The following is a 14,227-nucleotide window of genomic DNA, read 5'->3' on the forward strand; positions in this document are numbered from 1 at the left end:
TCTTAAATGAAAAAGCCGTGCTAAAGCACGACTGTTTTATGATTAAAGGTTATTTAGAGTGCCTTCAGGTAATACTGAAATTACGCTGGCACGCTGAATTTTTACTTCTACACCACGGCTAAGTTCAACAACTGCATAGTCACCCTCAATTTTGGTCACTTTGCCCATTAAACCACCAGCAAAAACAACTTCACTACCTACACCTAAGCTTTCGATTAAGGTGCGGTGTTCTTTAGCGCGTTTTGCTTGAGGACGCCAAATTAAGAAATAAAAGATTGCAACGAATACGACAATCATCAAGATGTTCGGCAAAATACCAGTAGTTGGGCCAGCTGCCGGTGCTGCATGAGCAGCAGAAATTAAAAAGCTCATTTTGATTTCCTAAAGTTAAAAATATGAGTCAGATAACTGACATAATCCTAATTCGTTTTGCAATTTACCTTGTCTTGAGGTTGAGCGCAAATCTGGCTTATTCATCAACAGGACATGGCGGAACTTCTAAACCACGACGGGCATAAAAGTCCTGAACAAATTCATCAAATGTGCCATTGTCTAATGCATCACGCATACCTTCAGTCAAACGTTGGTAATAACGTAAGTTGTGAATAGTACCGAGCATAGACGCTAACATTTCTCCACATTTTTCAAGGTGGAATAGATAAGCACGGGTAAAGTTCTTACAAGTGTAGCAATCGCAATGTGGATCGAGCGGACTTTGGTCATGACGGTATTTACTATTACGAATACGTACCAGACCATCCGTGACAAAATAATGACCGTTTCGAGCATTACGAGTCGGCATTACACAGTCAAACATATCGACACCACGGCGCACCGCTTCAACGATATCTTCTGGTTTACCAACGCCCATCAAATAACGCGGTTTATCATGTGGCATTTTATTCGGTAGATAATCTAAAACTTTGATCATCTCTTCTTTAGGTTCACCAACAGATAAACCACCAATGGCATAACCATCAAAACCGATTTCTAAAAGGCCATTTAAAGACTCATCGCGTAAGTCTTCATACATGCCGCCTTGAATAATGCCAAATAACGCATTGTGATTTTTGAGCTCATCATGGTGATGGGTTTTACAACGTTTTGCCCAGCGTAAAGAAAGCTGCAATGATTTCTGTGCTTCTTCATGCGTTGCAGGGTAAGGTGTACATTCATCAAAAATCATGACGATATCAGAGTTCAAGACCTGCTGAATTTCCATAGAAATTTCAGGTGATAAAAACACTTTTGAACCATCAATCGGTGAGCGGAAAGTAACACCTTCCTCTTTGATTTTGCGCATTGCGCCAAGACTAAAAACCTGAAAGCCGCCAGAGTCAGTTAAAATTGGCTTATTCCATTTTATAAAGTCATGCAAACCACCGTGTTCTTTAATCACTTCAAGACCCGGACGCAAATATAAATGGAAGGTATTCCCTAAAATAATTTGTGCCTGAATGTCTTCGATGTCACGAGGTAACATGCCTTTGACTGTGCCGTAAGTCCCCACTGGCATAAAAACAGGTGTTTCAACAACACCATGTTCTAAAGTTAAACGACCACGACGGGCGCGCCCCGACTGACCTAATTTTTCAAACTTCATCTAAAAATCCTGAACACGAGCAGAGGCGAAGAAACAGTTCGCTGCTAAAAAGAGGGCTATTTTCCTTGATTCTGCGACGTAGTTCTACTACTAAATGTAGCCGTTATATAAAAAGATGGGAGAAACTAAGGATAGGTTTTATGGCATAGATATTTTAAAGAAGGAAATATCTAAAATTTAGGCTGGTAAAAATTATAATCGGCTTGGTAAAGCTAATCGATATTGCTAAATATTTACATCCTTTCATAGAGAACGTATATAGATGATTAACAATATCGATCAGAATTTTAATTTTTAAACTTCAAGTTTATCAATCAGCATTGCATCGCCATAGCTAAAGAAACGATAGTGGCTTTTAACTGCATGTTCATAGGCAGCTAAAATGTTATCTCGATTTGATAGTGCTGATACCAACATAAGCAGGGTAGATTCTGGCAAATGGAAGTTGGTAATTAAACGATCCACGATGCAGAACTCATAACCTGGATAGATAAAGATTTGCGTGTCGCCAGTCCAAGCTGCAATTTTACCGCCATGAGCTTGAGCTGCACTTTCTAAAGCACGTGTCGCGGTTGTACCTACAGCAATCACTTTATTGCCACGTGCTTTAGTCGCCAAAATTAAATCAATAGTTTCTTGAGGAACATCACACCATTCACTGTGCATGACATGATTGGTAATGTCATCAGTACGAACAGGCATAAATGTGCCAGCACCGACGTGTAAAGTCACAAAAGATTTTTGAACATTTTTTTGCTCTAACTTTGCTAGTAACTCTTCGTCAAAGTGCAAGCTCGCAGTAGGAGCCGCAACACTGGCAATTTTTTCAGGATTATGGAAAACCGTTTGATAGCGTTCCGTATCAATTTCTTCTGCTTCACGGTTAAAGTAAGGCGGAATAGGTAACTGCCCATATTGCTCAAGTACAGACAAGATCGGCTGTGAAAACTCAACCACGAATAAATTTTCGTGACGGCCACGTACAATCACTGGAATATTGTCGGCACCGACAAAAAGCTCGGCACCTGCTTTAGGTGAGTTGCTTGATTTAATATGACAATACGCTGTGGTGTGGTTCAGCATGCGCTCAACCAAAATCTCAATCGCACCACCTGTAGAACGTTTTCCTTTAAGTCGAGCTTTCATGACCTTGGTGTCATTAAGCACTAACAGATCACCTTCTTCGAACAGATCGATAATGTCTGTGAACATGTGATCGTGATATTGACCCTTTGAATCTAGGTGCAATAACCGTGAAGCACTACGTGTTTCAAGAGGGTAACGGGCAATAAGTTCATCAGGTAATTCAAAGGAAAAGTCAGACAGTTGCATATTTGAGAAAAAACACCGCAAAAATTGCGCCTAGTATAAACTTTTTCGCTTTTTTATGGCTGTGCTTCTAACCTAAATCATGAAAAATGTTTAAATGATCTAAAAGTGAACGATAATATTCACTTAGGGTTTGACAAGTTTTACAAACGCGCTAATATACGCAACACAAACATACTTCCTCTCCCGAGGTGGTGAAATTGGTAGACGCGGCGGACTCAAAATCCGCTGTCAGAGATGACGTGTCGGTTCGAGTCCGACCCTCGGGACCAAGATTCAGAATTTTATGATTCTACGAAAACCCCTAAACTAACGGTTTAGGGGTTTTTTGTTGGATATAAAAAAGTGGATAGAGCTTAAGAAATTATGAAATGATTATTTAATCCCGAGGGTCGGGCTCGAATTTCTAGCCATAAATTTAGAGTTTATAAAAATCTTTCAATTTTTAAGCTCAAGAAGTTTTTCTTTAAATACAAAATGAGTTTGATAAAAGTGAAACTGATCAAAAATCTAAGCTCTTATTCAAATATTATTTTTTACACTATGTTTTACTAATATTCTGAACTCGCATTTCTAACATCTTACAATTCTCTACCTTCAAACATTTGTTGTATTTTTCCAAAGCATACCCACTTTATGTATCTGAAAACCTTTAATTGAAACTTCACATTTCTATTTCGAAAAGAACGTTGCTCTTTTTATGTACTGTGTTAAAGTTTGTAGTAGATCATAATGATTATAAGTACATTTCTTGATTGAGAGCGGTTCCGACCAAAAACGACAAAATCTGTGAGGCGGGCAATGACATTCCAACGTTTAGAACTAAATCAGGTTGAGCAGTTAAGTGCTTGTAGGATATCTCTGTTGCTTGGATTAAATGCCGAGCAGAACTATATCGAGCAATTTTTCCGGTTTAGTCTTCGTCTTTTGAATTGTAAAAAAGCCTTATTGACTTTTAATCAGGAACCTTACTTTTGGCACCGTTGTCCTGAAGGTATGACGGCAATCTCGTTTAAGCCATCAAAGCATTTAAAACAGTGTTTCGCCAAACAACAGATCATTAATCACTTACATCCTTCTTATCAAAATTTAATCAATTATTTAAAAGAATTAAATATTGAGTGCAGCAGGGCATTGGCCGTGCATCTTTTACACCCTGATAAAACCTCGATGGGTTTTGCTGTCTTTTTTGATGACGATGCGGCAACATTTGAAGATGACGATATTCAACTACTGCTCGATTATTGTTCTACTTTTATGCAGCAAGTCGAGTTGAAGTTTAACTATGAAGAGTTAAACGAACTCTATGAACAACAGGTAGCGATTAATTCGAGTAAAACAAAGTTTTTCTCAATTATTTCGCATGACTTACGTGCGCCGTTTCATGGACTGCTCGGATTTTCAGAGGTACTCGCTAAAGAGCGTGAAACCTTAGATGAATCTAGTATTCAAAATATTGCAGATTATTTATACGACACCTCGCAATCGACCTATAACTTACTTGAAAGTTTACTAACATGGGCGATGGCAGAAGGAGGGCGTTTTGTTTATCACCCGATTAACTTTAAGCTTAGACAAGTCAGCAATATTGTTTGCGATGTACTGCGCACATTAGCTTTAAAGAAAAATATTGAACTGGTCAATGATGTTCCAGATGATTTAAATATCTATGCCGATATCAATATGATGACCTCTGTAATCCAAAATTTGGTGTCAAACGCGCTGAAATTTACCGACATTGATGGATCGGGTAAAGTTTTTATTGAAGCTCGGCAAGCTGATAAAAATATAGAAATAATAGTTCGAGACACTGGTTTAGGCATGACCGAAAAACAAATGACAAATTTGTTCCATCCCCGTATTACAGCCAGTTTTAAAGGAACCGCAGGTGAAAAAGGCGCAGGCTTAGGTTTGAGTCTTTGTAAGCGTTTTGTCGAGATTAATCAGGGACAAATTGACGTTAGTTCTAAAGAAGGTGTTGGAACAACATTTAAAGTTTTACTGCCTTCAGCTCAAGAAAGTCACGAGACGCTTACCGAACATCATTCTACATCGGAAGCAAAATTAGTCTAATCCCTTTTCCTAGCACTACTCGAACTGCTATAACTAAAAAGAGAGTACGAGGAAAAGAGCTTTTTATATGAATGCGGAGCAGTTACAAAAAACATTGCGTGCGAGTCAGTACGCAGAACAAGTTTTAGGCTTGCATCAAGCTGTTTTAGAAAAAGATTATCAAATAGATCAATTTACTGCGCCGCTCTCGACCGAACAGATTTACCAGTTCGTACAAACCACATTAGATGGAATTAATGATGAAACGCTTTGGATGCGTGGTCTGCGCATTTTACGTTGTCGTTTAATGTTCCGTTGGATCTGGCAGGATGCCAATCAGCTTACCGATGTTGTCACACTCACTCGTGAACTTTCTGATTTTGCCGATGCCAGTATCTGTGCAGCAAAGGATTTTGCGCGTGTAGCACTTGTGGCCAAACACGGTGAACCTGTGAGCTACACTGGCAAAGTTCAAAATTTAATTGTTGTTGCCATGGGTAAACTTGGTGCTCAAGAGCTTAACTTATCGAGTGATATCGATTTGATTTTTGCCTTTGATGAGCAAGGCGAAACCAATGGCCGCAAATGCATTGATGTACAGCAGTTCTGTATTTTGTGGGGACAAAAACTCATTTATTTACTTGAGCACATTACCGCAGATGGTTTTGTGTTTCGAGTCGACATGCGCTTGCGCCCTTGGGGTGATGGCTCAGCATTAGCGATTAGTCATGCCGCTTTAGAAAAATATTTAAGTCAGCATGGGCGTGAATGGGAACGTTATGCATGGATTAAAGCGCGTGTTGTAACCGGTGGGAAAGAAGGGCAGGACTTGTTAGAGATGACTCGTCCTTTTGTATTCCGTCGTTATGTCGATTACACCGCCTTTGCTGCCATGCGTGATATGAAAGCAATGATTGAGCGTGAAGTGTTACGCCGTCATATTGAGGATGATATTAAACTCGGCGCAGGTGGTATTCGCGAGATTGAGTTTATTGTTCAGGTCTTTCAGCTTATTTACGGCGGGTCTAAACGTGAGTTACAAGACCGTCAATGTTTAGTCAGCTTAGAACATATTGGCGAAGCAGGTTTATTAGAAAAACAAGCTGTATTAGAACTTGAAGATGCATACCTGTTTTTACGCCGTGTTGAACATGCAATTCAAGCTCTTAACGATCAGCAAACCCAGTTATTACCAGAAGAATTAGACCTAAGACAACGCATTATAGATACTTTGGGTTTCGCAAGCTGGAATGAATTTATTGATGTTCTCAATGAGAAACGTCAAAAAGTAAAAGTTCAATTTAAGCAACTCATTGAAGATACCAGCTCTAATGCAGCAACAGAGAATTATGGGCAGTTAGAGCAGCAGCTAGATGAAGTACTAGATGACAATGCGAAAAATCTGATTCATGAGTTTTGGCATGGGCATGCACTCAAAAAACTTCCTTCAAATGCTGTGCAACGTTTAAAAACGTTTTGGCCTCATTTAATTGAAGCGATCTTGCAGTCAGAACACCCACAAACTGCATTATTACGTTTAATGCCGCTTATTGAATCGGTCATGCGTCGAACCGTGTATTTGGTGATGCTGATTGAAAGTAAAGGGGCATTACAACGCTTAGTGAAAATGGCGACTGTAAGTCCGTGGATTTGTGAAGAGTTAACTCAATATCCGGTACTGCTGGATGAGTTTTTGTCGATGGACTTTGAGCTACCAAAACGTAAGGACTTAGAAGACTCATTACGTCAGCAGTTACTTCGTATTGAGATTGATCAAGTCGAAGATCAAATGCGAGCACTTCGCCTGTTTAAAAAGAGCAATGTATTAACTGTTGCTGCAAGTGATGTGCTAGCTGAAAGCCCTCTCATGAAGGTATCTGATGCATTAACAGATATTGCTGAAGTTAGTGTTAATGCAACCCTCCATTTAGCTTATCAAACTGTGGCGAAGCGCCATGGTTACCCTAAAGATGTTGATGGGAAACGCTGTTCACTCGACTATAAAGCTTTTGCTGTTATTGGTTATGGCAAAGTGGGTGGTATTGAGCTGGGCTATGGTTCTGACTTAGACCTTGTCTTTATTCATTACCTAGATGAACAATCCGATACGGATGGAACCAAGTCAATTAGTGGTTTTGAATTTGCTATGCGTGTTGCTCAAAAGTTTATGTCTTTGATGACTACGCAAACGCTAGATGGTCGTGTCTATGAAATTGATACACGCTTAAGACCTTCAGGTGAAGCAGGTTTATTGGTAACAAGCCTGAAAGCCTATGAACACTATCAGTTGAAAAGTGCATGGCTTTGGGAACACCAGGCATTAGTACGTGCGCGCTCTATTGCAGGTGATGAGGTGCTTTGCCAAAAATTTGAAATATTTCGACGCGAGATATTGACTCAATCTAGAGATGAGGCTTATGTTCGTGAAGAAGTGTTGAAAATGCGTCAGAAAATGAAAGACCACCTAGGTTCGTCTTCTGAACAAAAAAAACATGGTATTTTTCATTTAAAACAGGACGCAGGTGGTATCGTCGATATCGAATTTATGGCACAGTATGCTGTACTTGCATGGAGCGGGACGAAACCCGATCTCGCCCATTATTCTGATAATGTAAGAATATTAGAAGATGCTGCTAAAGCAGACTGCTTATCCAGTGAAGATGCCACAGCATTAATTCGAGCCTATCTTAGTGAACGTGCCGAAAGCCACCGTTTAGCCCTTGCAAATCAATCCATGCAAGTCAGCGCAGCGGACTGGCGTAGTACCCGTGCGGTCGTTTGCAATTTATGGCAAAGATTAATAGACCCAACCGCTTCGGTTGAGTTGGATAGTGAATGATTTTATAACAATTTGGAGTGTTCCATGAATTTGGCTGATCGTGATGGTTTTATTTGGCAAGATGGAAAATTAATTGATTGGCGTGATGCAAAGATTCACGTTTTAACCCATACTTTACACTACAGTATGGGCGTATTTGAGGGTGTTCGTGCTTATGAAACTCCTAAAGGTACTGCCATTTTCCGTCTTCAAGACCACACTAAACGTTTGTTAAATTCAGCAAAAATTTATCAAATGAAAGTGCCATATGATCAAGCAACGCTTGAACAAGCACAAATCGATGTTGTTCGTGAAAATAAATTAGCTTCTTGCTATTTACGCCCGTTGATCTGGATCGGTTCAGAGAAACTAGGTATTGCAGCAACAAATAACACCATTCATGCTGCTGTTGCTGCGTGGGCGTGGGGTGCATACCTTGGTGATGAAGCGATGGCGAAAGGTATTCGCGTAAAAACTTCATCATTTACTCACCATCATCCAAACGTGACGATGTGTAAAGCAAAAGCATCTGGTAACTACACATTGTCAATTCTTGCTCACCAAGAAGTTGCACATTCTGGTTACGATGAAGCAATGTTAATGGACCCACAAGGTTATGTATGCCAAGGTTCAGGTGAAAACGTATTCTTGATTAAAGATGGCGTTTTACACACTCCAGATATCGCTGGTGGTGCGCTTGATGGTATTACACGTCAAACTGTGATGACAATCGCTAGAGATCTTGGTTACCAAGTTGTTGAGCGCCGTATTACACGTGACGAATTCTATATTGCAGACGAAGCATTCTTCACAGGTACTGCTGCTGAAGTAACACCAATTCGTGAATACGATGACCGTCCAATCGGTTCGGGTACTCGTGGCCCAATTACCACTGAAATCCAAAAAACTTACTTTGATGCGGTTCAAGGTAGAAATCCGAAATATGAACACTGGTTAACTTACGTAAAATAAGTTAATCCGTTAACATAAAAAGGCGAACATAAGTTTCGCCTTTTTATTTTTTGGCTTAGGGAGCTTCTATGCATATTGTCTATGTGTCTGATGGAAAGGCAGGACACCGCTCACAAGCATTAGGCTTGTTTCAGGCAATGCAAAGACAACAGCCAGAAACAACTTTTGAAGAGGCCCTAATTTCTGATTTACCTATTATTTCTCTGATTCAAGCACTTTTCTCTTCAAAAAAGTCCTTATTTAAACAAGTGCCTGACTTTGTATTTGGCGTAGGAAGTCACACTCATTTTCGTGTTTGGTTACTCGGTAGAATTTTCAAAAAGGCCAAAACGATTATTTTAATGAAGCCAAGTTTACCTATTGGTTGCTTTGATTATGCTGTTATTCCGGAGCATGACGGTATTCACGCCGATAACCATGTGATTGTCACGCGTGGTGCATTAAATCCTATCCGTAATGAAAATCGTCATCAAACCGCGAGAGTTTTAATTGCTTTAGGTGGTTCATCTAAACGACATCAATGGAACCAAAATAAAGTATTAACCAGTGTTCAAAAAATTGCTGAGAATAATCCAGACGCTGAAATTATTCTGACCACTTCTCGTCGAACCCCAGCAGAGTTTGTCGATATTTTAAGACAACAAAGTTTTGCCCAGCATTTACACATATTTCCAGTTGATCAAACACCCCAAGGCTGGATTTTCGAGGAAATGCAAAAAGCAGAAGCTGTCTGGGTAACAGAAGACAGTGTCTCTATGATTTTTGAGGCACTTACTGCGGGTTGTCGAGTCGGGGTGATGGCCATGGATCGTTTGAAAGACGACCGGATTACGCACTCAGTTGACCAAATGTTAGAATCAAAATTAATCTCACAGCAGACTTGTGTTGTACAGTTACCACAACCTTATGCTTTTAAAGAAGCAGACCGTGTGGCAACATATCTTTTATCAAAAAATTAAATTTTTTATTTTGAGTAAATAAATGAAAATATTGCATATTGCAAATTTTGGCTTTAATAAACAAGGCGCCCATTTTTACTGCACAGACCGTAAAATTTCTGCCGGATTAATTGAAAATGGCCATTTCGTTTATGATTTTAGTTTTCGTGACATGGCTCGAATGGGCACCATTTTTAAAACAAAAAAACTGGGTGCCAATTGGGCTAATAAAGAAGTACTAAAGGTCATCAATAATATTGAGCCGGACTTGGTGCTGATTGGGCATAGTGACTTAATGAGTCCAGATGTTCTTAGACAGATTAAAGAATCTTATCCAAATACTAAAATTGCATTTTGGTATGTTGATCCGCTTTATCTTGAAAACAAACTCGACTTTGTTAAAGCATTCTCTCCGTATTTAGATGCTATTTTCTGTACTACAGGTGGTGAATATCTACAAAAGTTAAAACAGCCTCATTTAAGTGTGGCCTACTTGCCAAATGTGGGGCATCGTAATGTAGAAACACTACAGCAATTTTCAAATGCTAATACGGATAAGACCTTTATTTTTTGTGGAGTGGTTTATAAAGAACCTGAGCGTGAGAAGTTCTTAAAGGACTTGGCAGATGCTTTACAACAAGGCCATGTGAACTATCAATATTATGGTTGTTTTGAACAACCTGGTGTTTATGGTAAAGCGTATTATAAAGTTCTGTCTGAAACAAAAATGGGACTTAATTACTCACGTCGTAATGATGTAACCTTATATAGCTCTGATCGTATTGTTCAGCTCACTGGTAATGGTTTACTTACCTTTAGCCCAAGAATTCCGGGCTTTGAGAAGCTCTATACTGAGCAGGAAGTGGTTTACTTTGATGATCAGTTTGACTTGGCCAAGAAGATCCAATTCTTTGATCAAAATCCAGAGCAGGCTGAAAAAATAGCGAAAGAGGGTTGGGAGAAAACACGTAGGTCTTTCAATGCTAAACGCATCACACAATTTATGGTTGAAGTGACATTTAAGCAGCCCCTTTCAGAAGATTATGAATGGTCACATGAGGTGTATGCATGATGTGGTTTTTGTACGTTGCGGTAGGCCTACTAGCACTTGCTGCACTGTTATATGTGCTGGGTAATTATACATTCTGGCTCCCGTTTCGTTCGAGTAAACTACCACGCATTGTGATGTTGCATCAGGTTACCCCTAAAGATGCAGCCTCTGGTATGAACATGCCTCCTGAAAAGTTTGAGCAACTTTTACAGTTGTTGACGCGTAAAAAGGCTACTTTTTGCTTTGTTTCTGAGCTTGAACAATACCGTAATCAAAAGAATGTGGTTGCTTTAAGTTTTGATGATGGCTTTATGGATAATTATCTTTATGCGTATCCATTACTTAAAAAATACAATGCAAAAGCAACCATTTATTTGGCAACGCAAATTGAAGGAATTGAAAAGCTAACTCATGAGCAAATTCATGAAATGGCCAACTCTGGTTTTATTGAGTTTGGTGCGCACACGCAACACCATGTGAACTTACTTAAGCTTGATGATCAAACCGCTTACGATGAAATGCTTCAGTCTAAACGTGACGTTGAAGCGTTAGTTGGAAAATGTCCGAGCTTTGCTTATCCATTTGGTCGATTTAACGAAAAGCACCAGAAAATGGCTCAAGAGATTGGCTTTAAAAATGCCGTATCGACTCGTAAAAAAATCGAAGCATATGAAGCAGTTAATCAATTTAATATTCCACGTGTCAGCACGCATGGTGCCATGAATGCTTTACAGATGCGTATCGCCCTTGCTAAAGGACGTTATAAGTTATGAATAAAATTCCATGTAGTGTCTATATTGTCACTTTAAACTGTGGTGCTTGGTTAGAGCGGACTTTGCAAAGTGTTAGTGAATTCGATGAAGTTATTATTTTAGATTCGGGCAGTACTGATAATACTTATGAAATTGCTCAGCACTTTGAAAATACGCAAATTTCTCATCAAGACTGGCAAGGTTATGTCGGGCAAAAAAGTTTAGCTTTAGCAAAATGCCGAAATGATTGGGTGCTCAATCTAGATGGCGATGAAGTCTTATCTAACGAGTTAAAACAAGAAATTATTGAGACCATTCAGCAAAACAAACTTGATGCATTAATCACACCAATTAATGATGTGTTCTTAGGTGTTCCAAACAGTAAACATACTAAAAAACATGCAAAGGTGCGTTTTTTTCGTAAGTCCAAAGGGCATTACGACCTTGCCAATAAAGTCCATGAAAATGTGGTTGTAGATGGTGAATCTCAGCGTGCCCAACACGACATTTATCATTATGGTGAGTCGAGCATTTTCGTTAAGGTCGAAAAAAATAACCAATATTCCAATTTAAAAGCATTAGAGAAATTCCAAAAAGGAAAGTCTCCAAGCGTTGCAAAATTGGTTTTGGTGATGCCAGTGACTTTTATGAAGTCTTATTTTATTCGCCGTAGTTTCTTAAATGGTTGGCGTGGTTTCGTAAATAGTATGATTAACGCGTTTTATGCATTTCTAAAAGAAGCCAAACTGTTTGAACAGACGATGAATAAAGATAAAAAATAAGTAGGCAAGCTATGAGAATTGTTCAGGTATTGGCAACTAGTGGTGGAGTTGGTGGTTTAGAGCAGCACACTTTTAACCTTGTTAATGAGCTTGCTTTAAATCATGAAGTACATGTGATTGCACATCCTTGCTATGTAGACAAGTTTAGCCAACAAGTACATTTTCATGCGGTCGATTTTGCCCGTAGCCGTTGGAATATTTTTCTACTCTGGCAACTTAAAAATCTGATACAGCAAATTCAACCTGCCATTGTTCATGCACAAGCAGGAAAGGCGGCAGAACTGATTGCCCGCATTAAGCCATTTTTATCTGGACCAAAGTTTGTAACGACGGTACATGGCACTAAAAAGAATAAATCAGCCTATTTAGCAGGTGATGCTGTTATTGCGGTGAGCCAAGCACTCACGCAAGGCATTCCAGAGGCTAAAGCACACGTGGTTTATAACGGTGTATATCCTCAACCCGTACTTACTGCTGAAAATAAAGAAAAGTTGCTTCAATCGATTCAAAAAGATTTTGCTGAGCTAGACCCTAAGAAAAAAGTTGTTATGTGTATTGGCCGTCTAGAACCAGTAAAAAATATCAGTTTATTGATTGAGTCGATGCAACAGATTGATGCCAATTTATGGATTGTAGGCGATGGTTCACTTCGAACAAGTTTAGAGAAACAAGTCAGTGAATTAAACATACAAAATAGGGTCGCTTTTCTTGGGTTTAGAACTGATGCACGTGATCTGGTGCAGTTGGCTGATATTGTTGTTTTATCGTCAGACCGTGAAGGTTTTCCACTTGTTATGGTCGAAGCATTGCAGGCAGATAAAGCCATGGCTTCAACTAAAGTGAACGGTGTGATCGAGTGGTTGCCAGAGCAATATCTAGCCGAAATTGGAGATGCACAAGGTTTAGCAAAAGCGATTCAATGTGCACTTCAACCTGAGGCTCAAAATGATTTTAGCCCTTTATATGCAAGAGCCAAAGCTGAACTGACTGTACCAGCCATGGCCGAGCAGACGCTTAATATTTATAAAGGCCTGCTGAAAACTTAATTATTTTTTGGCGTAAGGCGGATGGCATCAAGTACCACGAAGTTATCTTCTACATTAATGGTATGACAACCGTCATCTGCTTGATTCCAGTCTGGTAAAACCACTTCTAGTAATTTTTCTTCATAAGCTGTTGGACTAAGCTGAGTAATTGCCTTTAATTCGATATTGCCGCCATAACGTTTTAACGAATCTTGGCTTGGTCGAACCAGTTGCCCTTTATAAATAAAAGGTTTACCCGCCATACGGAACTGTTGACTGCCCCGGCACACTGGATTCATTGGGTGTTCTTGCCAGTTAGGATTTAAAATATCCTCGGTAAAGAACAGGTCTAAACGGTCACCAAACTTCTTACAATCACGACGCGTTGAAGTAAAAAGATACCATAAACCTTCATGATAAAAAGGCGTGCTGTCGACCGCTTCGATATTCTCGATCAGATTAGAATGCTTTTCCCATTTCAGTGGAAACTTAGTACATTTCCAAAGTTCAATCGTTTTATTGGCAGATGTTTCTGGGACCATGTACCAAGTGTCTTCTACTTTAAATACGCAAGGATATGAGAGGTGGTAATCGAGTTTTAAAATGGTTTCAGGTGGTGTGTAAGTGCCATCCTTAAAGACTTCTAGAACAGAAAGAAAGCCCACTGGATGCTGATCATCGACTTCTTCAAAAAAAATAAAATGACGGTCATTTTCATAAGCATAAAAGCTATCTGCAAATGTGAACTTTCTAGGGGAATGGATCTCAAAGAGTGAGTCTAATTGCTCAAGTGTTGTAAAAGGTTGTTCTAGCCAGCCGAAACGCATATACCAATGAGAGTCAAAAGTTTTCGCTTTTTTTGCTTGTTGGTATTTGTACCATTTTTTTTGAATTGAACGAATCAT

At 39.4% G+C, this 14,227-nt stretch carries 12 protein-coding genes and 1 tRNA gene; 9 read left to right on the plus strand and 4 right to left on the minus strand.

Translation table 11 applies throughout. The features are described 5' to 3' along the window. Positions 1 to 42: 42 nt before the first annotated feature. The 3 genes from yajC to queA all read right to left on the minus strand — a co-directional run bounded on the left by yajC (position 43) and on the right by queA (position 2,935). On the minus strand, positions 43 to 372 hold the full coding sequence (gene yajC, locus HLV59_RS02730; RefSeq protein ID WP_016143490.1) for a preprotein translocase subunit YajC: 330 nt from the start codon (positions 370 to 372) through the stop codon (positions 43 to 45). Positions 373 to 469: 97 nt separating this feature from the next. Next, positions 470 to 1,603, minus strand: a complete 1,134-nt coding sequence (gene tgt, locus HLV59_RS02735; RefSeq protein ID WP_002116306.1) for a tRNA guanosine(34) transglycosylase Tgt — start codon at positions 1,601 to 1,603, stop codon at positions 470 to 472. Between the two features lie 294 nt (positions 1,604 to 1,897). Beyond that, positions 1,898 to 2,935: a tRNA preQ1(34) S-adenosylmethionine ribosyltransferase-isomerase QueA gene (gene queA, locus HLV59_RS02740; RefSeq protein WP_151748767.1), complete on the minus strand. Its 1,038-nt coding sequence runs from the start codon at positions 2,933 to 2,935 to the stop codon at positions 1,898 to 1,900. Between the two features lie 182 nt (positions 2,936 to 3,117). Between queA and HLV59_RS02745 the strand changes: the two genes are divergently transcribed. The 9 genes from HLV59_RS02745 (at position 3,118) to HLV59_RS02785 (ending at position 13,343) form a co-directional block, all read left to right on the plus strand. Then, positions 3,118 to 3,204 (plus strand) — tRNA-Leu (locus HLV59_RS02745). A 529-nt stretch (positions 3,205 to 3,733) separates the two neighbouring features. Then, positions 3,734 to 5,005: a sensor histidine kinase gene (locus HLV59_RS02750; protein ID WP_016143488.1), complete on the plus strand. Its 1,272-nt coding sequence runs from the start codon at positions 3,734 to 3,736 to the stop codon at positions 5,003 to 5,005. 67 nt (positions 5,006 to 5,072) lie between these two features. Beyond that, on the plus strand, positions 5,073 to 7,823 hold the full coding sequence (gene glnE, locus HLV59_RS02755) for a bifunctional [glutamate--ammonia ligase]-adenylyl-L-tyrosine phosphorylase/[glutamate--ammonia-ligase] adenylyltransferase (RefSeq protein WP_171429279.1): 2,751 nt from the start codon (positions 5,073 to 5,075) through the stop codon (positions 7,821 to 7,823). A gap of 24 nt (positions 7,824 to 7,847) precedes the next feature. Continuing rightward, positions 7,848 to 8,774 (plus strand): branched-chain amino acid transaminase, encoded by a 927-nt coding sequence (locus HLV59_RS02760; protein ID WP_004705670.1) that lies wholly within the window; start codon positions 7,848 to 7,850, stop codon positions 8,772 to 8,774. A gap of 68 nt (positions 8,775 to 8,842) precedes the next feature. Then, positions 8,843 to 9,733: a mitochondrial fission ELM1 family protein gene (locus tag HLV59_RS02765; RefSeq protein WP_171429280.1), complete on the plus strand. Its 891-nt coding sequence runs from the start codon at positions 8,843 to 8,845 to the stop codon at positions 9,731 to 9,733. A 22-nt stretch (positions 9,734 to 9,755) separates the two neighbouring features. Beyond that, positions 9,756 to 10,784 (plus strand): glycosyltransferase family protein, encoded by a 1,029-nt coding sequence (locus HLV59_RS02770; RefSeq protein WP_171429281.1) that lies wholly within the window; start codon positions 9,756 to 9,758, stop codon positions 10,782 to 10,784. Further along, complete coding sequence (locus tag HLV59_RS02775) at positions 10,781 to 11,536, plus strand: polysaccharide deacetylase family protein (protein WP_171429282.1); 756 nt, start codon at positions 10,781 to 10,783, stop codon at positions 11,534 to 11,536. The genes HLV59_RS02770 and HLV59_RS02775 overlap by 4 nt, the downstream gene beginning before the upstream one ends. Then, positions 11,533 to 12,297, plus strand: a complete 765-nt coding sequence (locus tag HLV59_RS02780) for a glycosyltransferase family 2 protein (RefSeq protein ID WP_171429283.1) — start codon at positions 11,533 to 11,535, stop codon at positions 12,295 to 12,297. The genes HLV59_RS02775 and HLV59_RS02780 overlap by 4 nt, the downstream gene beginning before the upstream one ends. Before the next feature lie 11 nt (positions 12,298 to 12,308). Beyond that, positions 12,309 to 13,343 carry a glycosyltransferase gene (locus HLV59_RS02785; protein WP_171429284.1) on the plus strand — a complete coding sequence of 345 codons (1,035 nt, stop codon included), beginning with the start codon at positions 12,309 to 12,311 and terminating at the stop codon, positions 13,341 to 13,343. Here the strand turns inward: HLV59_RS02785 and ghy are convergent. Beyond that, complete coding sequence (gene ghy, locus HLV59_RS02790) at positions 13,340 to 14,227, minus strand: glycosyl hydrolase Ghy (protein WP_171429285.1); 888 nt, start codon at positions 14,225 to 14,227, stop codon at positions 13,340 to 13,342. The two genes, HLV59_RS02785 and ghy, sit on opposite strands and share 4 nt — an antisense overlap.

It is taken from the genome of Acinetobacter lactucae, assembly GCF_013122135.1.
GTDB lineage: Bacteria > Pseudomonadota > Gammaproteobacteria > Pseudomonadales > Moraxellaceae > Acinetobacter > Acinetobacter lactucae.